17 protein-coding genes are annotated in these 25,356 nt (G+C 49.1%); 10 read left to right on the plus strand and 7 right to left on the minus strand.

The features are described 5' to 3' along the window. The first annotated feature begins 3 nt into the window (after positions 1 to 3). From ACTHRH_RS09255 to ACTHRH_RS09270, 4 genes are all read left to right on the plus strand, one after another. Positions 4 to 261: a hypothetical protein gene (locus ACTHRH_RS09255; RefSeq protein WP_144934639.1), complete on the plus strand. Its 258-nt coding sequence runs from the start codon at positions 4 to 6 to the stop codon at positions 259 to 261. Then, entirely contained in the window at positions 242 to 1,588 is a 1,347-nt protein-coding gene (locus ACTHRH_RS09260) for a GerAB/ArcD/ProY family transporter (protein ID WP_440415211.1), read from the plus strand. Before ACTHRH_RS09255 ends, ACTHRH_RS09260 begins: the two co-directional genes overlap by 20 nt. 128 nt (positions 1,589 to 1,716) lie before the next feature. Then, on the plus strand, positions 1,717 to 2,976 hold the full coding sequence (locus ACTHRH_RS09265; protein ID WP_144934644.1) for a sensor histidine kinase: 1,260 nt from the start codon (positions 1,717 to 1,719) through the stop codon (positions 2,974 to 2,976). Continuing rightward, positions 2,948 to 3,664: a response regulator transcription factor gene (locus ACTHRH_RS09270; protein WP_440415214.1), complete on the plus strand. Its 717-nt coding sequence runs from the start codon at positions 2,948 to 2,950 to the stop codon at positions 3,662 to 3,664. The genes ACTHRH_RS09265 and ACTHRH_RS09270 overlap by 29 nt, the downstream gene beginning before the upstream one ends. A 408-nt stretch (positions 3,665 to 4,072) precedes the next feature. Here the strand turns inward: ACTHRH_RS09270 and ACTHRH_RS09275 are convergent, their stop codons facing one another. Together ACTHRH_RS09275 and ACTHRH_RS09280 are read right to left on the minus strand one after the other, a co-directional pair. Continuing rightward, positions 4,073 to 5,266, minus strand: a complete 1,194-nt coding sequence (locus ACTHRH_RS09275; RefSeq protein WP_440415216.1) for a class I SAM-dependent methyltransferase — start codon at positions 5,264 to 5,266, stop codon at positions 4,073 to 4,075. Between the two features lie 186 nt (positions 5,267 to 5,452). Further along, on the minus strand, positions 5,453 to 6,352 hold the full coding sequence (locus ACTHRH_RS09280) for a hypothetical protein (protein ID WP_144934654.1): 900 nt from the start codon (positions 6,350 to 6,352) through the stop codon (positions 5,453 to 5,455). Between the two features lie 249 nt (positions 6,353 to 6,601). Here ACTHRH_RS09280 and ACTHRH_RS09285 point away from each other — a divergent pair, with 249 nt between their 5' ends. Then, complete coding sequence (locus ACTHRH_RS09285) at positions 6,602 to 7,081, plus strand: hypothetical protein (RefSeq protein WP_440415218.1); 480 nt, start codon at positions 6,602 to 6,604, stop codon at positions 7,079 to 7,081. A 145-nt stretch (positions 7,082 to 7,226) separates the two neighbouring features. Next, entirely contained in the window at positions 7,227 to 7,571 is a 345-nt protein-coding gene (locus ACTHRH_RS09290; protein ID WP_144934661.1) for a hypothetical protein, read from the plus strand. Between the two features lie 254 nt (positions 7,572 to 7,825). Here ACTHRH_RS09290 and ACTHRH_RS09295 read toward each other — a convergent pair whose 3' ends face one another. Further along, positions 7,826 to 8,986, minus strand: a complete 1,161-nt coding sequence (locus ACTHRH_RS09295) for a Gfo/Idh/MocA family protein (RefSeq protein ID WP_379288002.1) — start codon at positions 8,984 to 8,986, stop codon at positions 7,826 to 7,828. 708 nt (positions 8,987 to 9,694) lie between these two features. Between ACTHRH_RS09295 and ACTHRH_RS09300 the strand changes: the two genes are divergently transcribed. Together ACTHRH_RS09300 and ACTHRH_RS09305 are read left to right on the plus strand one after the other, a co-directional pair. Next, positions 9,695 to 10,876 (plus strand): MGDG synthase family glycosyltransferase, encoded by a 1,182-nt coding sequence (locus ACTHRH_RS09300; RefSeq protein ID WP_379288004.1) that lies wholly within the window; start codon positions 9,695 to 9,697, stop codon positions 10,874 to 10,876. Positions 10,877 to 10,912: 36 nt separating this feature from the next. After that, positions 10,913 to 12,208 carry a polysaccharide deacetylase family protein gene (locus ACTHRH_RS09305; RefSeq protein WP_440415221.1) on the plus strand — a complete coding sequence of 432 codons (1,296 nt, stop codon included), beginning with the start codon at positions 10,913 to 10,915 and terminating at the stop codon, positions 12,206 to 12,208. A gap of 106 nt (positions 12,209 to 12,314) precedes the next feature. Here ACTHRH_RS09305 and ACTHRH_RS09310 read toward each other — a convergent pair whose 3' ends face one another. Beyond that, positions 12,315 to 14,216 carry an ATP-binding protein gene (locus ACTHRH_RS09310; protein ID WP_440415223.1) on the minus strand — a complete coding sequence of 634 codons (1,902 nt, stop codon included), beginning with the start codon at positions 14,214 to 14,216 and terminating at the stop codon, positions 12,315 to 12,317. 501 nt (positions 14,217 to 14,717) lie between these two features. Here ACTHRH_RS09310 and ACTHRH_RS09315 point away from each other — a divergent pair. Beyond that, positions 14,718 to 19,343 carry a family 10 glycosylhydrolase gene (locus ACTHRH_RS09315; RefSeq protein ID WP_440415225.1) on the plus strand — a complete coding sequence of 1,542 codons (4,626 nt, stop codon included), beginning with the start codon at positions 14,718 to 14,720 and terminating at the stop codon, positions 19,341 to 19,343. Positions 19,344 to 19,443: 100 nt separating this feature from the next. Here the strand turns inward: ACTHRH_RS09315 and ACTHRH_RS09320 are convergent, their stop codons facing one another. Continuing rightward, positions 19,444 to 20,979 carry a flotillin family protein gene (locus tag ACTHRH_RS09320; RefSeq protein ID WP_379288010.1) on the minus strand — a complete coding sequence of 512 codons (1,536 nt, stop codon included), beginning with the start codon at positions 20,977 to 20,979 and terminating at the stop codon, positions 19,444 to 19,446. Between the two features lie 26 nt (positions 20,980 to 21,005). Further along, a complete protein-coding gene (locus ACTHRH_RS09325; RefSeq protein ID WP_144934681.1) occupies positions 21,006 to 21,524 on the minus strand; it encodes a protease in 519 nt (172 codons plus the stop codon). Between the two features lie 337 nt (positions 21,525 to 21,861). On the opposite strand from ACTHRH_RS09325, the gene ACTHRH_RS09330 reads away from it, so the two are divergent. After that, positions 21,862 to 22,362: a DUF4825 domain-containing protein gene (locus tag ACTHRH_RS09330; RefSeq protein ID WP_379288013.1), complete on the plus strand. Its 501-nt coding sequence runs from the start codon at positions 21,862 to 21,864 to the stop codon at positions 22,360 to 22,362. Positions 22,363 to 22,929: 567 nt separating this feature from the next. On the opposite strand, the gene metE is transcribed toward ACTHRH_RS09330, so the two are convergent. Continuing rightward, positions 22,930 to 25,224 carry a 5-methyltetrahydropteroyltriglutamate--homocysteine S-methyltransferase gene (gene metE / locus ACTHRH_RS09335; protein WP_440415282.1) on the minus strand — a complete coding sequence of 765 codons (2,295 nt, stop codon included), beginning with the start codon at positions 25,222 to 25,224 and terminating at the stop codon, positions 22,930 to 22,932. Between the last annotated feature and the right edge of the window lie 132 nt (positions 25,225 to 25,356).

The raw sequence follows: 25,356 nt of genomic DNA on the forward strand, positions 1-25,356 counted from the left end.
TCTATGGATCCGATTTTTCAAGTTTTGTTCATAATCGGTTTTCTGATTTGGATCGCCATCGATTTCCGTAAAATCAAACAATCAAAATCGAAATCAATGATGGCTATATTCGTTACCATAAATACGCTAACCCTTCTGCTGTTCTTCGCCTTATTTATGCAGTATAGACCTCCTACTCCCGTATCGCTAATGAACAATACGGTATATTATTGGGTCAAAGCCTGGACAGGAGGAATTTACTATGTCACGTCAGGTCATTAGCAGCCGCCAACTGGCCTTAATTATCGCTTCCTCCATTATTACGGCCGGGATCATTGTCGATCCCCAGCAGTTGGCGCGCAGCACCGGCCACGATGCTATTTTCACCTATTCGTTGTCGCTGCTGCTCTCCTTCATAGTTTGTTATTTCTTCTATTCGCTGTCCAAGAAATTTCCCGGCAAGAATCTGTTCGAAATCAGCTTCATTGTGGCCGGGAAATGGGGCGGCGGCATAATCAACATCCTGGTGCTGCTTAACATCTGGTTCATCTTTGCCCGGGATTCCTTCGCAACGACGATGTTTTTGCGGGCTACGCTCCTGCAGAAGACACCGCCGGAAATCTTGATCATGCTGTTCATTTTGGTCATGGTTTATTACGGAAAATCGAGTATAGAGGTCATCTCGAGGGTGAATGAAATCGTATTTCCTTTCGCCTTCGTGATCATTCTCTTTTTTCCGCTTCTATTGGTTAATGAAATTCAAGTCAGCCAATGGGAGCCGGTATTTACCCAAACCCCCGCACAATTGGCGCTGGGGAGCATTTTAAATTCCATTCGCTTCGGGGATCTGATTGTTTTTGGAGCTTTTCTCCATACGGTCCAGAACGCGAAGCATCTGCTGACCGGCTTCCGTTTGGGTGTCATCCTGTCGGCTTTTTCGTTAACCATCGTTATTGCAACAGCTATTGCCGTCTTTGGGGCCGATATTTTGGCCCGATTGAATTTTCCGATATACTCTTTGGTCGCCCAGATCAACATTACGGACTTCATGGACCGGGTAGATGTATTTGCCTTCAGCATCTATTTCCCGGCAGCGATCATTAACGTCGTGGTCTCCTTTACTGCTTTTATTACCGGGATCAGCGCCTTTACCTCCAAGAACGACCCGACTCTGCTCTCTCTTTCGACTGGATGGTTTCTGCTGCTGACCATACTGATAACCTTCACTAATTTTGTCGAGCTTGGCCGGTTCACCTTTTACTCGTATCCAGCCTACGTCATTGTCGTGCAGCCTCTGTTGTTCTTGCTGCTGTTTTTTCTTGCGAAGCGGCATCCGTCGGTTCCGATTCCACAGACGGCATCCCAATCCAAATCGTCAACCGCGGACCAGCGGAATAACCGGTCGGGCAAGCCTCCGAAGCCGCTTGGTTATTGGATCAGAGTGACCAATATTTCGATTCTCTCCTCTATGCTGTTACTAATACTCGGTATGACCATCTCCTATATCTCCCCCTGGATTAGGTTCTTCTGTGCCATTGGCTACGGAGCCTGCCTGATACTAGCCTTGTTCAGTGTCGTCAAAGAGAAGAAAAGGGCGGAAGCCGGGTAACCCCCGGCATTTCTTTGGCCACGAAAGTCATATGACGGAGGAAAACGATTTGTGACCGGAATCACTATGGCCACCGTTATTTTTCGAGTACAATAAAGGAAATAACGGTTCTTCGGGTGGTTCAGCTTATGGCTCAGGAAATGGTTCAACGCAGAAGATGGCACTGGTCCGAATGGATTATGCTCGGATTTTACGCTGTATGGGTGATCGGCAGTATCACTACATGCTTCATGTTCGATAAGGGCAGTATGTCGACGCTTCGGCCCTGGGAGTATGCATCGCTGCTGTTCACCCTGTTTATGCTCCCGCTTCTCTTCTGGAGACCGGGTTATGTGCATATGCTGGGGTTTCCCCTAACCGTTCTTCTGACAGTAGGGGGATTTCAGCATTATTTATACTTCAATAAGCTGGAAATGATTGACCTGCTCTCCTATCCGCTCATTATCGTCGGATTTCTCTCTAACCGGTTGAATATTTGGTGGACAGTGCCCTGCTTTCTCGTCATTCACCCTTCTATATCGATTTGGTTGATGGATCAGCCCGGGCTGCTGGCTATTCTCCAAATTTTCACTTCCTATGGAGTAAGCTTTGTGATGGGATTGGGGATTCAAAGAATCTTGACCTCCCACCTGAGAATGAAGCAGTTGTATGGAGAGAACGTTAAGCAATACGATCTCATCCGCCAGCAAAACAAAGCCTTGGAGCAGTATGCCCGCCAGGTGGAAAACCTGACCCTGCTGGAGGAACGCAACCGCTTGGCCAGGGAGCTTCACGATACGGTAGGCCATACGTTCACCTCTGTCATTATGGGGATGGATGCCGTATCCTATTTGATCGAGCTGGATCCGAACAAAGCCAAGGCCAAGCTGGAGGTGCTGCGGGAGGTTACGCGCAACGGATTGGACGAAGTCCGCAAGAGTATCCACCAGATTGCTCCACTGGAAGATAACGCGCCGTTGACTCAGCAAATTTCCAGATTGGCCAACGAATTCGCGGTTCATACCGGAACCTCGGTCAGAGTAGATACGTCCGGGGAGGAAGGGGAATTCCCCCAGCAGCTGAAGCTGACCATTATCCGCTGCTTACAGGAAGCTCTTACGAATGCCAAGAGGCACGGACAAGCTGCATCCGTGCTCATTGAAATCAATTATCTCCATGAACAAATTTCCTTGAAGGTGAAGGATGACGGCCTCGGCTCGGACAAAATCCATACGGGGTTCGGTCTGAACGGCATGAAGGAAAGGCTCGCCGCCTGGAGGGGGAATTTGCAGATCCACTCTCATAAAGGGCTGGGGACGACCGTCACCTGCACTATCCCGTATTCGCGGGCCGGTATCAAATCACAAGGGGGAACCATAGATGAAAGAGATTCGGTTACTTCTGGTTGACGATCAGGATTTAATCCGCGAGAGTCTCCATATCGTACTGGACATGGATCCGGAGATCGAAGTCGTCGGGCTCGCCGAGAATGGCAGGATAGCTGTGGACCTGTGCTCCAGCAAGCAGCCCAACACCGTATTGATGGACATTCATATGCCGGAGATGGACGGAGTGGAAGCTACCCGGCAGATTAAGAAGCAGTGGCCGGATATCCGGGTTATCATCCTCACTACGTTCCAGGAAATCGATTATGTCGTTCAGGCGCTGGATGCGGGAGCGGAAGGATATTTGCTTAAGGCCATTCATCCGAAGGAGCTGGTCTCGGGCATCAAATGGGTGCATAGCGGGGGAACGCTCATTCCGCAGGATATTGCAAAAATGCTGGTGAAAGAGATCAAAAACGGCGAATCCGCCGAAGCAGGCAGAAACAGCTCAGCCACCGATTCACACGGAAGCCATAGCGCCCAACTGCAGCCAGCGCCGCAAGAATTGCCCAAGCTCTCTTACGGGCTTAGTGAACGGGAGCTGGAGGTGCTTCAGTTGATTTCCGCAGGCCTGAATAACCGGGAAATTGCCGTCAAGCTATTTTTGTCCGAGGGCACCGTGAAGAACTATATTTCCAGCATCTATTCCAAGATGGATGTTCGTGATCGGATGCAGGCAGCCAAAAAAGCAAACGACGAAGGAATACTATGAGGATAAACAGCTATGCCGTCCTTAGAACAGGTGCGTTTACCGATGAAATATAAGAACAGGTATAGACGAAAACTTATACTATGAGAAAAACTCCTATCGGAGCCCTGAGGGAAAGCTATACGTCGCATCCGGGTCAGTAAAGACATCGCAAAGACGAGCAGAAATACATTAAAATCGTGCCTTTTTCCAAAAAGAAGGCGAAAGACGCTCAAATGTGCAGGTCTTTTTCACAAAATGGGGCCATTTCGCAAAAATCGCTCCAAAGACGTGCATTATTGCTCTAGAATCAGGTATGTGGCGGCTTTTCTCCAAAAAGACGTGCATTATTGCTCTAGAATAGGGCACTCCGCGGTTTTCTCCAAAAAGACGTGGAAGCACATAAAGGCCGGAGCTTGCTCCGGCCTTCGCCTATAGGAGGCCCTGCAGACGATCCTGCAAGGCTCTTTCCAGGTAAGGATCAATATGCAGGAACTGCTTGAATTGCTTATACTCCGCTGCGAGCTTCCGGAGACTCTCTTCGGAGACAGCCTGCCGCACCGCCCGAATCAGCAGGTTCTTGGGGGTATGCTCCAAATCGATGAACTCTACAATTTGCGATTTGTAGCCAACCAGCTCCAACAGTCTGGCTCTTACGGAATCGGTGGCCAGAGCCGACAGCCTCTCCTTAATGATCCCATGCTCCAGCATGGGAGCCAGCACCGGGTTATCCAATTGCTTAAACAGCTCGTGCTGACAGCAGGGCACGGACAGGATGACCCGGGCTCCCCAACGGACAGCTTTGTCCAAAGCGGCATCGGTCGCCGTATCACAGGCGTGAAGGGTGACGACCATATCCACTTCATTAATATCGTTATATTGACTGATATCGCCGACATAGAAATTTAAGTTCGTATACTGCAGCTTAGCCGCCAGAGCCGAGCAGTGCGCAATGACATCTTCCTTAAGATCAAGACCGATGGCACGTACATTTAATTTCTTTATGTAGGTTAAATAATGATACATGGCAAAGGTCAAATAAGATTTGCCGCAGCCGAAATCAATAACCGTTATAGGCCGGTTGCGGGGCAGCTCACTGACAACATCATCCACCAATTCGAGGAAGCGGTTGATTTGCCGGAATTTGTCGTATTTCGCCGCAAGAACCTTCCCTTGGGCATTCATCACACCCAGCTCAACCAGATAAGGAACGGGCGTTCCTTCCTCCAACAAATATTTTTTCTTCCGGTTATGAGATAATTCTATCGTCTGTTTGGTAGCCGGCTTTTTAAGAATAGCGGCCTTGCCTTTTTTATTCACCAAAATTTGATAGTCCGCCTCTGCTGTTTGCCACAAGCCTTGCTTGAACTGTTCACGAAGAAGCTGCGCTAGATGGTCTGCCGCTTGATCCGCATTCCGGTTTTCATGTATGACCTTCGGTCCGACCTGATATGTGAATTGGTATTTCCGCTCTCCCTTGAGAATAACCGGCTTCATCTTCACTTTATCCGCATGCTGCGGCTCCTTCCTCCGTTTATTGCTCAATGTGGCTTGGAGGAGTGTTTCATTATGGATCAACTCAACGGCTAGCCGATATAGATTGTCGTCATTTAGATTGTCTGTCATAAGTCTCCCCGCTTTATATTTTCGGTCGTGTATGAACGGTTCCGCCTGCCAGTCATGCCAGGAAAGTTAACATTCTGCAATTAGTAGTATAGCATGATTGCAGGTTCAGGTTTAATCCTAGAACGAAAGCCGGGCAAGAAAAGAACATCCCCTTCACCCATGAAGCGGGGATGCTCTCGCTCAAAGCTATCTTTGTCTGACTCCTGTGCTGGGACTGTACATTCCGTCACTGCCTGTAATCGGGCGGCCGATTTTACCGCCACTGGAACTGCCACCGTAAGATCCCGTCCCTTCCGTGTCCGGAAAGAACCGAGTAGCTAAAGAATTCAGGGCGGGCACAATTTGGTCCTTGGTCTGTCCCTGCTGTTGTTCCATCTCCTGAAGCTTGATGAGCTGCGCCCGAAATTCATCGTTCGCCGATACAAATACATGATGAAGAGAAGGACTGCTGAGCTCTTTCACCCGTTGGACAATTTTTTGTTTAACGGCTACCGGCATATTGGATAAATCTGCGTCCGAGCTGGAAGAATGAAGCTCGCCATGCGGGTGTGCGGTCAGGTTCCCTGTTCTGGAAAAGCCGGAGCTTCTCGTATCCAGGTCATGTCCGTTGCCCGCAATTCCGCTGCGTATCTCCGGGCCGACCTGCTCACGGTACGGTTCTTCCCTCTGATTCAGCATACCGCTTCCTCCATCCGCCGTTCCCGCATCCATCCGCTTGGCCTCTTCCTTAAGCTCTACAGAGACATAGACATATCTATCGGTAACGACGGACTTAGCGTTATCGACCTCGTCCATAGCTGCAATTTGTTCGTCCAGATAAGGACTCCATTCCATTCTCGTATTGGTATGAGGCGAAATCAGCCCGGTTCCCGATCTTTCCCCCTGGGCTCTTCTTAATTCATTCATGCGTGGAGTTTGTCGTTTACGGATATTCTCCTGCATGATCTCCTGCTTGAATTCCCTGCCCCGATATCCGTTGAATCCATGACTTTGCTGGTAACTCGAGCAAGCCGCCAATAAACACAGGCAGCCGGCAAGAATAATCGGCCCCTTCAGCCATCGTCCTCCGCGATTGCTTTTATTCATTTTGCTTTCCCCCTTTTCTTTGGAGAAATGGATAATGACGCAATCTTAGCATTCGAATTTCCTGCCGATTTTATGCTGCTTCTTTTTCTTGCTCAAAGCGGAACTCTCCCGACCCGCTTTACGGCGCTGTGACGTTGATCATCCCCCATGCCATTTTACAGTGTGCTAATTTTTTTGCGGCTGGACACTAGCCCCATTCCAATGCTTGTTCTCTATCATAAATATGATAGCAAGAGGGGGTTGGACAAGATGGTTCAAACGGGGTGCAAATGGAAGCTCATCTTATTCGTCTATCTTCTGCTATGGTTTGCCGGCAGCTTGTACGGGCTGCTCTATTGGATGGGGAATAAAGCGCCGCAGGGGCAATGGCTGGGACTCAGCCTTCCCGAAATCCGGAGCTATTTGATCTATGCCTGGGCCGGCGCGAACGGAGGAACTTTATATGCTGTGAGGATGCTGCATCAATTTCATAGCTGTCAATCGACTATGCAATGGTTTCTATGGTATTTTTCCCGCCCTCTACTCTGTGCAGGCACGGCTGTTTTTGTCATTCTTTTGCTGGAGAGCGGTATTCTCCCCATTCTGGTATCGCCGGACGAAAAAGCCAGAATCGGCGTTGCTTTCCTGGCAGGCTTGGGTTACGGAAAAATAGCCGAGAAATTAATGTCGTTAACGGAGACGCTTTTTAACGGCAAGAAGCACACCGCTGAAGAGCCGTCCAATAAGTGAAGCTGATCCACACCTTGCGGGGTTCCGCTTTTAAGGCTCAGGCATCGTTTACCAGTATACTTTGACGGGCTCCACTCCATAATACAAACGGTTATCGTTAATTAACCAAGCTAAGGACCAATCATATTATTAGGAGGCTTCTTACATGCAATCGTTCCAAGCGGGCCAGCAGCTTAACCATTGTCGTCAAACCGTTCGTCAAATGATGCATCAAACCGAGCAAGCCAGCATGATGTATCAGCAGCTCCTTCAGCAGGAGCAGCAAAATGCTGTAGAATTGGAGCAAATTGCCCAGAAAGAACGGCAAGCGGTGCAGATGATTCAAACAGCACTGCAAGGACACCATACCGCAATGCAGCAAATGCAGCACATTGAACAAATTTGCAATGAGCTGGAACAAGTGATGCACAGCATCAATCAGGTGAACCAGCCGTACAGCACTCAGCAGGCGGGTTCCCGTTATTACGGTCAATCGTCTTATAGACAATAACTTACGGTAAGAGGCGTCCGCGGACGCCTTTTTCATTTGCCATCCATTCAGTGAGAATCCCAATCTATTAATGCAAATTGCTCCTTTTTCTTTTGTCAAAAAAAAGAACCGGTTCCTATTAGGAATCGGTCTGATAAATGAAAAAATGGACAATCGATTTTATTGCACACGTTAACATTGATGAGAAAAGGAAGCAACCATAACGGCATATCGCCGTAATGCCCCTTTAAGCGAAGACTAACTATAATTGGGAATCAATAAGTTCCGTCGGTGTTCATAGTCATTTCTTTCGTAACCTTGACAAATTTAGAGTTGCGGATCTTCTCCTGCAGCTTCTCGTAGTACAAGTCTTCGTCAATGGGCAGTTGAACCCAATCGTCAAGCCAGGAGGACAAATGCATTGCGTTGGATAGCGTTAATCCTTTAATTCCTTCGACTCCGGGGGCTAACAGTGGCGTTCCTTTCAGAATGGCATCGGTAAAGTTCTGGGTGATGCCGCTATGCCCGGTTTCTCTGCCGACGATCGGAATTTCGCATTTCCAGCATTCCGGCTGTCCGAAGCCGCCTTTATATTCCGCATTGAACTGGCGTTCCGATACCCGTAATCTCCAGAAGGTCATAGTGCCGTCTTCAATAACGATTTTGCCGCGATCTCCCGTTACTTCATAACGATTCGTTCCCGGCGCTTCGCCTGTAGTTGTTACGAACAGGCCTGTAGCTCCGTTATCGTACTCCACATAAGCCGTCACATCGTCCTCTACCTCGATATTGTGGTATTTGCCGAAGGCACAGAAGGCCCTTACCCGAACCGGCATCATGTCGACCGTCCACTGCCACAAATCGAGCTGGTGCGGATCCTGGTTCAGCAGCACTCCGCCGCCTTCCCCGGCCCAAGTTGCTCTCCAACCGCCGGAATCGTAGTAGCTCTGCGGGCGATACCAATTGGTAATAATCCAATTCGTACGGCGGATTTCGCCCAGCTCGCCGGAAGTAACCAAGTCTCTCAGCTTCTGATAGAGCGGATTCGTTCTCTGATTATACATCATCCCGAAAATTTTATCGGTCTTCCCTGCCGCCTCGTTCATCTCGCGAACCTGCTTGGTATAAACCCCTGCCGGCTTCTCGCACAGCACATGAAGCCCATGCTGAAATGCCTGAATCGCCAGCGTCGGGTGATCATAATGCGGAGTCGCAATCAGGACGGCGTCAATTTCTCCGGAAGCATACATAGCCTCTACATTGTCAAACAGACGGACCTCTTCGCCCAAATTTTCCTTGGCCCAGGTCAGCCGTTCCGGTCTGTTATCACAAATAGCGGTCAGCTTCGCTCCCTGTACGGTTCCTTGGGCTAAATACTTCGCATGGGAAGATCCCATATTCCCGATGCCGACAATGCCAAATCGAACCTTATCCATAGGTACCTCCTATTCTAATAATGATTAATAGTTACGACTACATTATAAACCATGCCGCCCAGTAAACAAAGAAAAGATAATTTAAGTTTGGGAATCGGCATAAATTAGCCAAGATTAGTATAGATGCCCTAACGAAAACATCCGGAAAAAAGCAACATGCGTAAGACAATAATGTTGAATACCAACATTTCAAACGGGTGTTTAAAAAGAATCTCAACCTAATAATTGGAATTATGGTAGAATAACCAGTATAATCGAGGTCTTTTTTTGAAATAATTGACAATAGCCTTCCTCAATTTCCTGCCGCTTATGATGGACTTAAGAAAAAATTTAGGATTTGATAGGCAATTCGTTTAACATTTTGTATTAAAATAAGAAGTAGAAGAATACAATTACCCCACGAAGTGACGTGAGGCCTTTGATTCATATCATCTACGGGGAACTCCCGAACTATATAGTGTACATCAAGTATCTAGGATTCCTTTTGGAACCGTCGAATCATTTCTTAATATTGAACTTAAGCTTTAGATGTGAAATTTAAACCGCTGGGGCTGACAAACGTCTCATCCACATAAATTATTGATCGTCCACATCATGGCAACCCGACCTAAGTCTAGGTTTATAAATGGTCTTAAGTCAATACCGTGACATCCAAAAGTATTTTACAATAAGTGCAATGAGAATTGTTGCAAATGGGGTGTTCTTGAAGTGAACGGAAAACAACAGCATAGAATTTTGATATTATCCGGCGAGTTCGGAGATGGACATAAACAAGCCGCTAAAGCCATTCTGGAAGCTTCTCGACTTTACGGCCCTGATGTACAGGTGAAGATTGTTGATTTTATGGAATGGAATTACACAAAACTTCATAACATCGGCAAGTTTTGCTATGCGCAATGGGTCAAACATTTCCCTAACGTATACGGCTTCTTTTTTCAAAAAACACGAACGGACAATTCTTTGTCGCAATTATTTAAGAAAATCAAATTGTTTGATCTCAATCGTATGATAAAATTGTTAGAGGAGGAGCGGCCTACGGTAGTAGTCAGCACATTTCCTCCGGCGGCTGCGGCTATGTCATTGCTGAAAAGCCACGGTCTGACCCAGGTACCCACCGTTACGACAATTACGGATCATACGGATCATAGCTATTGGATCCATCCGTATACCGACCGTTATCTGGTAGGCTCTGATGTAGTGCGCGATGCCCTGCTGAGGCATCATGTGCATGAGTATCAAATCTCGATAACCGGCATCCCCGTTCGCCCTCATTTTTCCCAGGAGATGAACCGGGAGGAATTAAGACGTAAATATGGAATTGATCCATCGATTCCGACGGTTCTTATTATGGGCGGAGGACTGGGTATGATCGGTAAGGAATCGACCTCTCTTCTATGGTCTGACCTACTGCATCCCGGCCCGGTCCAATTCATCGTCGTCTGCGGCCATAACGAGAAGCTCAGGCAGTATTTGGAGTCGGAAACGGTTCATTCCCCTCATCGGGTTATGTTAACCGGGTATATCGACTATGTTCACGAACTGATGGCTCTATCCGATATTGTCATAACGAAGCCAGGCGGACTGACCACATCCGAAGCGGTAGCACAGAAGCTTCCAATGCTGCTGTATAAGCCGCTTCCGGGACAAGAACAGGACAACGCGGCGTACTGGGTTCGTTCCGGAGTGGCGATTCTTGCCAGGAAGGAAGCCGAGCTGCATGCCCAGCTGTCCCACGTTCTCCGCCATCCGCAGCTGTTAAGGGACATGCGGATTAAAGCCGGAACGTTCGGAGCCAAGAATGCGGCGCTTAACGCCGTGGATGAAATTCTCCGGACGGAAACTTCCTGGAACGCTTATCAGCCTCCGGAAGCCGTTTACGCCGTCCGCTGACTGTATTAATTTTCCTTAGTGAAGGGGTTAAGGGAAATGAGAGAGAAAATATTGTGGGTAGGGTTAACCTTCCTTGGACTGTATATGATCCTGCCATGGATCATATCACGCGTCTTCGGTTGGGGAATCCACCGCAAGGGCAGCAAGCTTAAGCAGGTGGCCCTGACTTTTGATGACGGTCCCGATCCTAATTACACACCCAAGCTACTGGATCTGCTGAACCAGTACAATATCAAGGCCACATTCTTTGTGCTGGGCTCCAAAGCGGAGCGAAATCCGGACTTGATCCGCAGAATTCATCAGGAAGGACATCAAATTGGCATTCATAACTATACCCATAAGTCCAATTGGCTGATGACCCCCCACAAAGTAAGAAAAGACCACGTTGATCGTTCCGCCGACATTGTTGAGCGGATTACGGGCGTTCGCCCAACTTACTACCGCCCCCCTTGGGGGATTCTTAACTTGGGCGACTTTCTGCTGCGCCGGCAGTACTCGATTGTCTTATGGTCGCTAATGGCCCGCGACTGGAATGCCAAAGCGGCCAAGCAGAAATTGAAGAAGCTGCTGCTCACCCGGGTGACGGACGGATCGGTTATCCTGCTCCATGACAGCGGTGATACCTTCGGAGCCGATGAAGAGGCACCGCATTATATGCTCGAGGCACTGAAGGAGACTTTGGCGGAGTGGGATCATTCCTTCGAATTCGTTCGAGTGGATCAGATGTTTCCCGAAACGAAGAAGGCCGTCCCCGCTGCCGGCGAGCTCGGCTTCATCAGACGCCTGATGCTGTCCGCCTGGTTATTGTGGGAGCGGTGCTTTGTCCGGTTATTTCATATTGTTCCTGTTTCCGAGGAGGACTCTCTCCTCCAATTGCGCTGCCGAGAATACTATGGCAGCCCGATCAAGCTGAATGATGGCGTTATTATTTCCAAAGGGGACCGGATCGCCGAACTGCATTTCAATAACGATTTGCTCGTTCAATTGACCAGCCAGTCGAAGAGCTCGGTGCATCTGGCTATCCAAATGATCCGGCGGACAGAAGCGATGCTTCCGAGAATTCTGTACTTATTACAAAATGATCCTCAATATAAAGACGTCAAAGGGCTGTACGGAATAAGCCTCATTCACCGGGGCACCAGCCAGCTTGGATTTACCGTCATTGATCTGCCCAAAGGAATGTTCTCCTTTGCTACGCAATACTATCTTAAATTTATGATGTATGTTCTTCACCCGCAAGGCCGGGATAGACTAAGAACCAAGAATGAGCTTCTGGTTCCGAAAATTATCGCCATCTCTACCCGCGAGCTGGAAAACCGGTATATTGCATAATCACCGAACGCCCCAAGCTCATATTGGCAGCAAGGATAAATGGCTGCCGCCTTCCTGAAAAGGCGCGTTTATCGGTGAATAAACAGAAAGAACCTCGTTTCCTGATTCAGGATTGCGAGGTTCTTCCGTTTATCGGCAAGCTTCCCTGCTTTTCTTTAACTCTGCTGCGAAGCGGCAGTTTAATGACGACCATTGTCCCTCGTTGGGGGCGGCTGAACATACCGAGCTCCCCTCCGTGCTCTTCTACAATCTTATGGCTGATGGCCAGTCCCAATCCTGTACCGTTAGCCTTGGTCGTAAAGAAGGGCATACCGAGACTCGGCAAATCATTAGCGTCTATCCCGACTCCTTCATCCATAAATTGGATCTGTACCCCATCCCGTTCCCGGAGGACCGCTACCTCCATATTGCCGCCTTCGGGCATAGCCTCGATCCCGTTTCTAAGAATGTTGACGAAGACTTGCTTGAGCCGATTGGCATCGCACCAAATCAATAGCGGCTCTTCCTCCTCATTCCGGAAATGAATATGGATGGGCTGTTCCGTGGACTGGCTCCGGAATAAAGCAACGACCGATTTCAACACAAGAATCAAATCATATTTCTCAAAAGTAGGAGGCTGCGTTCTCGACAAGTATAACAATTCACTTAAAATTTCATTAATCCGATTAACCTCTTCCAGCATTAGAGGCACCGTATCCCTCTTGTTGGGCTGCTTGTTCATCAATTGGAGATTTCCGGAGATGACTGTCAGCGGGTTCCGGATTTCATGAGCTATACCGGTCGCTAACTGGCCTACCAGAGACAGCTTCTCGGTATATCTCAGCCGGTTAATCATGTGGAACGATTTGCGGATCAGCACAATCACGAGGCATAGAACCAACAGCAGCATTCCCAGATAGGAAATCGAAGGAATATTCATACCGAAAAACATGCTGTCCAAGATGTCTATGCTTCCTGCCAGGCTGAAGCACACCGTTCCCAGCAGCACAATCTGCGCTTCCCTGTTTCTCCTGAAGGAAAGAATCGACAAGTATACAATAGTTACCGCCATAGTGACGAACAATAACAACTGATAGTAAAACAGCCCCGTCAGCAAATGCACCTTCCCTATATAAGCCGATGAGATATAGACGAGACCATATAACAGGTGGACCTTCCAAAGCCATTTCATGGGCCGGACGCTTTGGGAATCCTCAAACAACTGAATAATTAGAATGATGGCCGAGGCCATTCCGGCTATCAAGGAAACCAGCTCCAGATACATCCATACCTGAGGGTTATCGTAATAAAAATAAATAATCGTCGTCCGGCAGATCGTATACAGGCCGAAGCTGATCGCGAACCCGCCGAAGGACAGAAACGGCTTGAGCCGCAATTTATAGAACGGATATAGCGACAGCAGCCCGGCAATGATGTAAAAGCAGCCAAGTATGAAGCGGGCCGCCTGCTGCTTATGCAGTGAGAGAATATAATCCGAATAACCCGTCAATTCGGGGTAATCCAGCATTCCTATATTGGGCGACCCGGAATATATCTTAATATAAAGTGTTCCACCCTCTTGCTCCGCCGGGAGCAGCACTACCCTTTCCGGAGTCCCTTGATAAGCGTTATAGCCTCTATTATCGACGTCCCCATACTGATATACCAGCTGTTCATTGACGTAAACCTTGAAATTTTCATATATTTGGATAATCAGACTCGGATCTTTCCATGAGATGGCCGGAAGTGTCGTTCTCAGCCATAGTACATTCCAGTCCCCTCTTCCGGGAAGATTCATCGTCTGTTGAGCGGGGAGCCAATGGCTATCGTGGATTCCTTCCTGATCCGCACTGCTCTCCCACTGTAAATCTCCATCAGAGCCAATGGGGAAATCCCCCCAGTAATACTCCCACTCCGTCAATGGAAGGCGATCTGCTATTTCAGCATCTGCCCGTATGAACAAGAAACCAATGCAAACCACACCGGCAAATAAAATGAATATTCGGATAAATTTACTCCATCGTCTCATTTCGGGGACTCCGTCTCATACAGATGATAATGGGTTTAAAGCATCGATTAGATTAAGTGGATATGTGCATTGTTCGACACAATTTTACAAAATCCTTCTTATTCCACCATTAAGGTTTTCTTTTCGACATTTATAGAATAAATCAGCAGCCATTCTAGAAAGCTGTACCTCCACGTTGAAGGTGTTGAACCGACTGTTTCATGTAAAATTCTTCATTCTAGAAATTGGATAATTTTGAAATTTACGATTGAATACTTCCGTTTTATATACTATATTCTAACAAAGGGGTGAAATAATGTTTCATAATTTTATGCAGTTAACTAAATTTAATAACTGCACAAGTGAAAGATGGGGAGGGAATAAGCATTGGCGAAGTGGTTTCATCAAACCAAAAGTACGATCTCACTTGTTATGGTTTCAGTACTTTTACTTTCCGTTTTTGTAAGCGGTGCCAATTTTGTTGCAGCTAGTTCCGCATCCACCAATGATGATTCAGTTACTATGGCTACATACGGCCTGGCGCAAACAGCCGATGAGGAATCGGTCACCAAGACTACATACGGCCAACCCACTCCTTCAATTGTTCGAGTAGTCGAAGATTTCGGGAATGAGAACGTCACAGCTTCTTTTATAAAAGCCACGGGAAAATTAGAATCGGCAAGCCGACCGGAGCCGGTTCTCTATGGCAGTCATTCGGCCAAACTAACCTATAACCTGGTCCAAGAAAGCGGTACGGCAGCCGCATATGTAAACTTCTTGGATCCTGGAACTTCAGATTCCAGAACTTTAGAAGGCAAGCCGACCAAGCTGGGCCTGTGGGTATACGGAGACGGCAATAATAAACATTGGCTCCGTGCAGAGTTCAATACGGGTTACGTTGCCGATTTTACATCAACCACAGGTTTTAACTGGACAGGATGGAAATACGTGATCGTCAACATCCCCCAACAGCTGACCAAACCGGAATTTACAGATCCGATTAAACTTCGCCGGATCTATATAGCACAAACCAACGATCTGAATAAAACGGTGGGAACCGCCTACTTCGATCGTGTAAGCGTATTCTACGGCGATACGGGAGGGTTATACGGATTAGATCTGCTTGGATTGACTCCGATGAAGACCGGCGAAACTCAAACCGCACAAGTCTTCGAGACACGTGAAGGGTATACCGCTCCTCAATTAGTTCAGGGGCCGATAGTGTTCACAAGCAGTGACGAAAATGTCGCCATCGTGGATGAGAATGGGACCGTTACTGCGATAAGCAAGGGGGTAACGACCATTACAGCGTCCTATGGTGTTTTTGACGCAACCTATGAATTGATCGTAACCGATGATGACCCGTTTGTGGAACATCTTGATTTGATCGGGGCCGCCGAATTGCAGATGTTTGAGCAAGCTCAAACGGAGCTGTTCGCTACCTTCAGGGGGGTGTCCGAGCCTGTGCGAATTCTGACCGGAGTCACATATTCAAGCAGCGATGAGAAAGTGGCAACGATCGATGAGAATGGGCTTATAGAGGCCCATTCCATAGGGAGAACGACTCTAACCGCATCCTACAGAAACCAATCGGATACTCTCGAGCTTAGCGTCGGAATACCGATTCCAATTCTGCAAAGTATCAAGTTAACCGGACTTACGGCTATGGAGATTGGCGATTCGAAACAAGCCAAGGTGATAGGAACCTACAATATCGAACCTTTTGAAGTTGAGCTTAAGGAGGGCGTCACCTTTACTTCGAGCAACCCAAGTGTAGCCGCCATTGACGAAAACGGATGGATTCAAGGAAAATCGCTGGGCATTTCCATCATTACCGCAAAGTATGGCGGCAAGAACGCCACTTATACCGTCGTCGTAAACAATCCCGATCTTCAGCCGCCCAAAAGAGAGCTGCGGGCCGCTTGGATTTCGACCGTAGAAAGGATCGACTGGCCCAAATCAAACGATCCTGAGCAGCAAAAACAGGATTTCATCGACCTGCTCGATTTTCATCAATCGCTTGGCATGAATGCGGTGGTCGTACAAGTGAAACCGACGGCCGATGCCTTCTATTCATCGGAACTGGCTCCTTGGTCCCATTGGATCACCGGAGTCCAAGGGAAGGATCCCGGGTACGATCCGTTAGCGTTTATGATTGAGGAAGCGCATAAGCGCAATCTTGAATTCCATGCCTGGTTCAATCCGTATCGGATCAGCATGAATACGGATATTGACAAATTAGTCGAAAACCACCCGGCACGCCAGAACCCGGATTGGGTCATGTCCTATGGCGGCAAATTGTATTACGATCCGGGCGTCCCGGAGGCCATTCAATATATAACGGATAGCGTCATGGAAGTCGTAAAAAAATACGATGTCGACGGCGTTCATTTCGATGACTATTTCTATCCGAATCGATTTGACGGAGAAGGCTTCCCCGACCAAGCGACATATGACAAGTACGGAAAGGATTATCCCGGGGATATTAATGCTTGGCGCAGGCATAATGTAGATACTCTAATCTATAACCTGAGCCGGGAAATTAAGAAGGAAAAGAATTACGTGAAATTTGGCATTAGCCCGTTCGGTGTATGGCGCAATAAAAGCGTAGATCCCGACGGATCGAACACGAACGCCGGACAGCCAAGCTACGATAATCTCCATGCGGATATTCGCAAGTGGGTTATTGGAGGCTGGATAGACTATGTTGCTCCGCAAATCTATTGGAGCTTCGGGTTTGCCCCTGCGGCGTATGAAATTCTGGTGGACTGGTGGAGTGAACTCATTGAGGAGCATAACGCCAATACTCATCTTTATATCGGTCATGCCGATTATAAAGTAGGCTCGGACGCTAACTTTACGGATCCTTACGAGATCCCGAATCAATTGATTTATAACTTAAACTACGAGCAAGTAAAGGGCAGCATCCACTTTACGACAAGGGATTTGATAGGAAAGCCGGATTTAAGGAATAAGATCGCCGAGGTCTATAAATACCCGTCACTCGTTCCGGTCATGCCCTGGTTGGAAACAGAGGCGCCTGAAGCACCCGCTATAGAAGCGTTCTCTCTTCTGAGCGGCATTCAGTTGAACTGGACAGATACGGATGACAGCACGGCCTATTATGTCATCTACCGTGCTTCCGGCGATCAAGTGCCGGACAGGAATAATCCTGCTCATATTTTAACTACAATGCGCAAGTCCGATCTGGCCTCCTATGTCGACCGGGATGTGACCTTGGGCAAGACGTATACCTATGCGGTAACAGCGGTTGACCGATTGCATAATGAAAGTGAATTCAGTGAACCAAGGACGGTAACCGCGACAGCAGCAGCCATTGTGGAAGAAGCCGCCGAATTGTCCGACATTTCTGCAGCATATGGAACAGCATTGGAAAGCTTGGATTTACCAAAAACCGTTCAAGTGACCTTAAACGACGGTACGAAGCCAAGTCTCAAAGTGACCTGGGATGGCGGTACTCCGGCCTATGACGGCCACAAAGCCGGCACCTATGTGTTCGCAGGCCAATTGGAATTGCCGGATGGCGTTGAAAATCCTAAGAAAATTCAGGCAGAAGTGCGGGTGATCGTTAAGGCCCGGGAGACTGAGACTATCGTTAAAGAAGCTGCCGCGCTTGCCGACATTTTTGTAGACCACGGAACTGTGTTGGCCGATTTGAAGCTGCCTGCCAGCGTCGAAATCACATTCAACGACGATACTAAAGCAGCTGTCGCGGTGACTTGGGACGGCGGTACTCCCGCTTATGACGGCAATCAAGCGGGCACGTATGTATTCTCGGGCACATTGGATATTCCGGAAGGAGTCAACAATCCGGATAACATTCAAGCGATAGTGCGTGTCATTGTTAAAGCCGGCCCTGTCTATGCGAAGAAAGCAGAAAAACTGGATGATATTTCTGTAAACTATGGAACCGCAATAACCGATTTGAAGCTGCCTTCCAGTGTCATGGTGACTTTGAATGATGAATCCACGACGAAGGCAACCGTGATTTGGGATGGCGGTACCCCGGCCTATGACGGCCATCAAGCCGGCACATATGTGTTCGTAGGCAAGCTGAAATTGCCGGAAGGTGTTGACAATCCGGATCATATCCAAGCCGCAGTTAACGTCATCGTAAGAGCAAGCTCCGGAAGTTGGAGCGCTGTCCATCTGCCGCCATCGAGCACGGTGACGTTGAAAGCAGGCAGCAGCGGAACAGCCAGCCTCGGTGAGGAAGTATCCATTATCCTTCCGGAAGGCGCGTTTGATCGAGACTTATTATTAACGATCCGGAAATGGAACTCCCCGTTAAACGTATCTATGCCTGAATATAAGCTCGTCAGTCCCGTCTTCGAAATCGTGAAGGATGTTGAAGGCAATTTCAAGAAGCCAGTGACGCTTACAATCGCTTATGATCCAAGCAAAGTTGGCGAGAACCAAATGCCGTCTATCTTCTATTTCGATGAAGATAAACGTGAATGGGTTGAAGTTGGCGGAACGGCGAACGATGGAAAAGTGACTGCGGAAGTCGATCACTTCGCCAAATTCGCAGTGTTCGCCGTTGAGAAGACTGTTGAGGAACCGGTAATTGAAGCGCCGGCCTGCGTCGATGTTAATTTTACGGACATCAACGGACATTGGGCAGATAAACATATTAAAGATGCCGTCCAGCAATGCCTAATCAATGGCTATCCCGACCATACCTTCCAACCGGATAAGACGGTCAGCCGGGCGGAATTTACGTTGATGCTGGCACGGGCGCTTCAGTTGGAGGGCAATGCCAAGCCTCTGGCCTTTGCCGACCGCAATCAGATTGGCGACTGGGCGCAGCCGGCCATTTCCCTGGCGGTGCAAGCAGGTATAATCAACGGCTATGAGGACGGCAGCTTCCGTCCGGATGCGCAGATCAGCCGCGTGGAGATGGCGGCCATGATTATCCGCGCACTGAACGTAGAATTACCGTCCGACCATTCTACGTCCTTTGCCGACGATGCCGACATCCCCGGCTGGGCCAAAGGATACGCAGCCGCAGCCGTACAGGAAGGAATCATCCGTGGACGGGACGGCAATCAATTTGCACCGAATGAACATACGACACGGGCAGAAGCTGTAGTGATGCTGCTGCGGATGCTGGATACATTAAACTAGGCAACAAACCAATAAGCAACCCTAGTCCGGAATCCAACCGGGCTAAGGTTGCTTATTTTTCATACATCGTCGATCTTGATTTATTCTAATGATTCCGTCTCTACTTGTCTTCCGTCGGATTTATATCGAACTTCGGAGCTTCGGAAACCGGCAGCACCGGCTTGGTTTCTGCGCTGTCCGACTTCTTGTGGGTCAGTTGATGAACAAGCTGGTTCAAATCAATACCCGAGACATCCTTCAGCATCTCCGGTGCGGTAGCCATAAGCTGGGTCACATAATTGCTTACACGGGTCGCTCCCTCGCCATTGCCGGTATCCACCACCGTCAGCTTATCGATCGAAGCCAGCGGTTCGGCAATTTTGCCGGCCAACTCCGGAAGCATCTTGACAATGATGTCAAGGACAGCCGCCTCGCCGAATTTCTGGAACGCCTCGGCCAGCTTCTCCTTCGCTTCCGCTTCGGCGAAACCTTTCAGCCGGACTACTTCGGCCTCGGCCGAACCTTTAGCCCGCTCCGCATCAGCGATAGCAAGACCTTCCATCCGCTTCTGTTCCGCAACCGCTTTGGCTTCCGCCTCAATTCTGTATTGAAGAGCATCCGCTTCGCGCATTTTCTTCGCTTTCTCCGCTTCAGCAGCCTGGATGACCGCATACCGGTCCGCATCGGCTTTCTTCTTCACTTCCGCGTCATACAGCTTCTCGCGAACGAGAATTTCCTTCTCCTGAAGATCAATTTCCCGGTTTTTCTTAACAAGCTCTACCTTCATCTGCTCTTCCACAGCGACCTGCTTGGATTTCGCTTCCTGAATGAAGTAAGCCTGATCGGCTTCCGCCTTGGCCGTATCCTGCTCCCGTTTGAAGGAGGCCACCTTCAGGTCCCGTTCCTTCTCCGCCTCCGCAATATTGGTATCGCGCAGCAATTCGGCCTTCTGTCCTTCTTCCGAGGCTTTAGCCTTCTGGATACGGGCGTCGCGGATCGCCTCGGCCTCGGCAATATCGGCATCTCTCTTGACCGCCGCAATCCGGGGCTTACCGAGAGCTTCCAGATATCCGTGTTTATCCCTTAAATCTTTGATGGTGAAGGAGACGATTTGCAGCCCCATCTTCATCAGGTCCTTAGCAGCAACCGCTTGAACCTGCTGGGCGAATTTCTCCCGGTTCTTATAAACCTCTTCCACCGTCATCGTTCCCAGAATGGCACGCAGATGACCTTCGAGAACTTCCTGGGCTTCCCCCTTAAGGGATTCGATAGGCTTGCCCATATACTGCTCGGCTGCCGTAGCAATATCTTCAATTGCACCGCCAATCTTGATAATCGCAACCCCGTCAGCCATAACCGGCACTCCTTGCTCGGTGTATACCTCAGGAGTATATACGTCAAGCTTGTGAGACAACAGCGACAGGAACTCGGCCTTCTGGAACACCGGCCATATGAAGGCCCCCCCGCCGCGGACGATCTTCAGCTTGCGCCCGGATTCATCTATCTGAATGTTTTTGGATCCGAGGAAAGACCCTGTTACAATCATCGCCTGATCGGGTCCTACCGTTTTGTACCGGGCCCAGAAAGCGAGTCCGAGAATAACAATAACCGCCAAAATAATACCCGGTATTACTAAGAAATCTGGAAGATTCTCCATAGCTTCTTCTCCTCTCATCTGGATGGTTAAGCGTCAAATCGGGAAACAAACAGCGTTCTCTCCTTCACCTCCACAACAACTATTTTCTCCCCTGCCGGAATGGACTCTCCGTCGAAGCTCGCTGCTGTATGATTGCTTACGCCGGCTCCTACCTTAAGAACGACTTCCCCGTATCCATCCTCCGGAATGGAAATGATAGCCTCGCCAACACTTCCTTTCAGATCGTAAATGGAATACCCTATGGAGTTTTCACTTTCGTTCATAGGCTTCACATAGAAGAGGTAGATAACCGCTCCTCCGAGAATCGCCAGTCCAACGGCCAGCGCCAATACGGCCCAGACCGCCCATCCGGTATACCGGGTAAGCAGAATGCCCGCTCCTCCGAAGATGGTTACGCCCCCGGCAATCACCATCGGCTGCAGAAAATCAACCGACAGGAAATCCAGCAGTCCATCCAGAGCGTGGCTCATCACATCACCCAGCAGAACGGTCACGAGGGCAAACAGCAGCCCGAAGATTAGGCAGCCCCAGTACAATTCCAGCATAATCAACCCTTCTTTCCAGAACATATTATGCGGGTCGTTGATCGTTTCTTGTAAATTAATACGTGTTACCCGACATTATGTTTCAAAAAAAACGATTTTCGAGCGTAAGCATTTCGAAAATTCGCCCTTCCGCACAATAACTGTTTTTTTGACACACGTTCTGTTAGACTATTTAGATGATATTTGAAAATATCAATTGGATTTGACATGACAAATAACTTCGGATTGTTTCCCCTGACCCAAAATATTATTCAGCCCTTGTACAAACAACGAAGCAGACAATGTTAATAAGGGGGCTCGGTAGTCAGGCCTGGCGATTTTTAAGGAGGATTAATTGATGCGAAAAATAACAACCGGATTCTTCATCTCATTATTGGTATTTCTTTTCCTAAGTGGATGTAATTCTAATTCCAATGGCGTCGTAAACGAAGATCTATTCCAATATAAAGATTCTTACGTTGGCGATAACAGTGCAGTTGGCAATATTACTAAACAGTTACCAAGTCCAACAGGCGAACAAATAAGTGAGTTGGAACTGAAAACGACAGAACCGCCTTATGGAATTGTTTTGAATTATGTGCCTGCAGAAACAACAGATCAAATAGCAGCGGACTACAAAGAGCTTGCGTTATACAATGCTACATTTATATTTGCGTTGGTTAAAAATGCGGATTGGGTTGATTTTAAATTCGTTGAAAAAGAATATAGGGTGACGAGGGAATCATTAGAATCCTGGTACGGAAAAGATTTAAGCGAATTTAAAAGCGAAGATGAACTCAGTAAATTCACTCAGAAATACTTTGAAGATGAAAATAAAGTGAATGATTTTTTTAAATAACAGGGCCCGGCGTCATAATCGTCTAACGGAAATCATACAACTAGTTTGCTCCTCTAAGGGCAAAGACTAAAACTTACCGGAAAACCTACAGCTAAGCAAAAAAACTCGGTTCTACGTGCCGTTTTTCCACGTATTTTAACCACATTCTACAATTCAGGTGCATATATCTTTGCTGCCATCCTTTGGACTGTTATCCCTTCAACTCAGAAAAAGTAATTGAGTCGACTCGGAGTGTAAAGAGCAGGCGACCATCAATCTTATGATTTTATGCAAATTGCGGCTGCTTTCCCGGCCTAAATAAAGTCCGACCGGCAAAGCGGTGTGGGGATGGGAGCCACATCTTTCTGAGCGAAAGGGATAACAGTCAAATGGGCGGGAGAACAAAGTATAGATTGCCGCACATCTGACTGAGCGAAAGGGATAGCTGCCAAAGGCATGTGAGAATAATTTGTGGACCAGCCCGCTGCTCGCTGCTGATAAAAGCCGTTGAAGTCTTCGAAGCACCTTCGAAGACTTCGTTATTTTTCTGATGCCGACGGCTGGAACTGCGGCGCAATAATGAATAGGCTACAAAGCTTCGCGGGCTTGGCGGGCCGCCTGAACCATATGCTTCAGGGATTGGACCGTCTCTTCCTTGGCCCGGGTTTTCAGCCCGCAATCCGGGTTGATCCAGAACAGCGAAGCGGGCAGCACCCGCAGAGCTTTCTCAATCAGGCCGGTCATTTCGTCAACGGATGGCACCCTGGGACTGTGGATGTCGTAGACGCCCAGCCCTATTCCTTTATCATATGTGTCGGTCTCGAACGCTTCGAGAAGCTCTCCGTGGCTGCGTGAGGTTTCGATAGAGATCACATCAGCGTCCAACTGGCGGATAGCATCGATCAGATCGCTGAATTCGCAGTAACACATATGGGTATGAATCTGAGTGCTGTCCTTCACTCCGGATGTCGCCAGCCGGAATGCCCCCACAGCCCATTCCAAATATTCCTCGCGGTCTTCTTCCTTAAGCGGCAGCCCTTCGCGGAGTGCTGGCTCGTCGACCTGGATCATGCGTATACCGGCCTGTTCCAAACTTTCGACCTCACTTCTCAAAGCTAATGCCAGTTGTTCGGCTACCTCCTTGCGCGGAATATCGTCACGCACGAAGGACCAGTTCAACACGGTCACCGGCCCCGTCAGCATGCCTTTAACCGGCTTGGAGGTTAGAGATTGGGCGTAGACCGTCTCTTCCACCGTCATAGGCGCTACGAAATCGACATTGCCCCAGATAATCGGGGGCTTCACACAGCGCGAGCCGTAGGATTGAACCCAGCCGTTGGCGGTGAAGGCGAAGCCGGCCAGCTTCTCGCCGAAAAATTCCACCATATCGGTTCGTTCGAACTCCCCGTGTACGAGCACATCCAGGCCAATCTCCTCCTGAATGGCTATCCATTCGCGAATCTGTTCACGGATAAACCGGTCGTACTGCTCCTTCGTCCACTCACCTTTGCGCCACAGTCGTCTTCCCCTGCGAACCTCCGCCGTCTGGGGGAAGCTGCCGATCGTAGTCGTCGGCAGAAGCGGCAGATTAAAAGCCTTCTGCTGCTCCTTCCGGCGTTCCGCGAACGGCGTCCTTGTCTTCGCTGCAAGAATCGCCTCCGCCGGCTGACCGGCCCGAGCCGCTCTCAGAGGCGATGCCTTCAATGCCCGCAGAGCCTCACGGCTCGCTTGCAATCGAGTCTTCACCTCTTCCTGCTCCGCCCCCAGACATATCGCTTTTGCCAGAAGCGCAATTTCCTCCAGCTTCTCATCGGCGAAGGCCAGCGCATTCCTCAGCTCCGGGGGCAGCGCCGTCTCTGCCGCCAGGCTGATCGGCACATGCATCAGGCTGCAGGACGGCTGGATGATCATCCGCTCGTAAGGCACCTTGCGGGCGATGGATTCCAGCAGCTGCAGCCGGTCATCCAAATCGGTGCGCCATATATTCCGGCCATCTACAACACCCGCAGCGAGAAGCTTATCCTCCGGGAATCCATATTGCTCTAGAGCGTCCAAATGCCGGGTGCGGCCGGATACCAGATCCAGTCCGATCGCCTGTACCGGCAAGGCCACCAATTCCGAGTAACGCTCGGCGGAATCGAAGTAGGTTTGCAGCAGAAGCTTCAACCGGGGCGCCGCCGAATGAAGATAATGGTAGCTATCCCGAACGGCCTGCATTTCCTCGTCCGTCACCGACATAACCAAGGCCGGTTCATCCATCTGCAGCCACTGCACTCCTTCCTGCTCCAGCTCCTGCAGAAGCTGGGCATACGCCGGTAGCAGGCTCTGCATAACCTCCTGGAATCGAGTGCGGTCATATCCCTTGGACAGCTTCAGGAAGGTATAGGGACCGATCAGAACCGGCCGGCCTTCGATGCCCAGCTCTTCCTTCGCTTCCTTATAGAGGGCAAGAATCCGGTTATCTACAAGCGAAGGTGTGCGCTCGCCGAATTCCGGGACGATGTAATGATAGTTTGTAGTGAACCACTTCGTCATTTCGCAAGCTGCCGCCGAACGGTTGCCCCGTGCCATGGCAAAATAAGTTTCCAGCGGAACGGGGCCCCCCGTGTAATCGAACCGGTCCGGCACAAGCCCAAACATGGCGGCGGTATCCAGCATAGTGTCGTATAAAGTAAAATCGGCAACCGGAATCCAATCCAGCCCGGCTTCCCGCTGCTTGCGCAAGTGGTTAAGACGGATCTCCTTCATCGAAGCCAGCAGCTCTTCCTGTTCCAGCTTGCCTCCCCAATACGCCTCCAACTGCTTCTTCCATTCCCTGTTTTCGCCAATCCGCGGATAACCGAGGTTTCCGCTGGTCAGCCCATTTCTCTTCTCCGTATTCATCGTCTTCTTCTCCTCTCTCACTTTCAAATCCCTTCTAACGCGTATCCATGCAACAAAAAAAGGACATTCCCGCCTAAATGAAAAAGAATGAATGGCGAAAATGTCCCAGCTATGTCAGGTAACTGGACATTA

It is taken from the genome of Paenibacillus sp. SAFN-117, from assembly GCF_051966115.1.
Classification (GTDB): domain Bacteria; phylum Bacillota; class Bacilli; order Paenibacillales; family NBRC-103111; genus Paenibacillus_L; species Paenibacillus_L residui.

What these genes read in the sequence shown, in the direction of transcription:
- ACTHRH_RS09305 (WP_440415221.1), top strand. Translation starts at nt 10,913, where the DNA reads ATGAGAGAGAAAATATTGTGGGTAGGGTTAACCTTCCTTGGACTGTAT.
- ACTHRH_RS09270 (WP_440415214.1), top strand. Translation starts at nt 2,948, where the DNA reads ATGAAAGAGATTCGGTTACTTCTGGTTGACGATCAGGATTTAATCCGC.
- ACTHRH_RS09275 (WP_440415216.1), bottom strand. Translation starts at nt 5,266, where the DNA reads ATGACAGACAATCTAAATGACGACAATCTATATCGGCTAGCCGTTGAG.
- ACTHRH_RS09285 (WP_440415218.1), top strand. Translation starts at nt 6,602, where the DNA reads ATGGTTCAAACGGGGTGCAAATGGAAGCTCATCTTATTCGTCTATCTT.
- ACTHRH_RS09320 (WP_379288010.1), bottom strand. Translation starts at nt 20,979, where the DNA reads ATGGAGAATCTTCCAGATTTCTTAGTAATACCGGGTATTATTTTGGCG.
- ACTHRH_RS09265 (WP_144934644.1), top strand. Translation starts at nt 1,717, where the DNA reads ATGGCTCAGGAAATGGTTCAACGCAGAAGATGGCACTGGTCCGAATGG.
- ACTHRH_RS09260 (WP_440415211.1), top strand. Translation starts at nt 242, where the DNA reads ATGTCACGTCAGGTCATTAGCAGCCGCCAACTGGCCTTAATTATCGCT.
- ACTHRH_RS09330 (WP_379288013.1), top strand. Translation starts at nt 21,862, where the DNA reads ATGCGAAAAATAACAACCGGATTCTTCATCTCATTATTGGTATTTCTT.
- metE (WP_440415282.1), bottom strand. Translation starts at nt 25,224, where the DNA reads ATGAATACGGAGAAGAGAAATGGGCTGACCAGCGGAAACCTCGGTTAT.
- ACTHRH_RS09295 (WP_379288002.1), bottom strand. Translation starts at nt 8,986, where the DNA reads ATGGATAAGGTTCGATTTGGCATTGTCGGCATCGGGAATATGGGATCT.
- ACTHRH_RS09310 (WP_440415223.1), bottom strand. Translation starts at nt 14,216, where the DNA reads ATGAGACGATGGAGTAAATTTATCCGAATATTCATTTTATTTGCCGGT.
- ACTHRH_RS09280 (WP_144934654.1), bottom strand. Translation starts at nt 6,352, where the DNA reads ATGAATAAAAGCAATCGCGGAGGACGATGGCTGAAGGGGCCGATTATT.
- ACTHRH_RS09290 (WP_144934661.1), top strand. Translation starts at nt 7,227, where the DNA reads ATGCAATCGTTCCAAGCGGGCCAGCAGCTTAACCATTGTCGTCAAACC.
- ACTHRH_RS09255 (WP_144934639.1), top strand. Translation starts at nt 4, where the DNA reads ATGGATCCGATTTTTCAAGTTTTGTTCATAATCGGTTTTCTGATTTGG.
- ACTHRH_RS09315 (WP_440415225.1), top strand. Translation starts at nt 14,718, where the DNA reads ATGGCTACATACGGCCTGGCGCAAACAGCCGATGAGGAATCGGTCACC.
- ACTHRH_RS09325 (WP_144934681.1), bottom strand. Translation starts at nt 21,524, where the DNA reads ATGCTGGAATTGTACTGGGGCTGCCTAATCTTCGGGCTGCTGTTTGCC.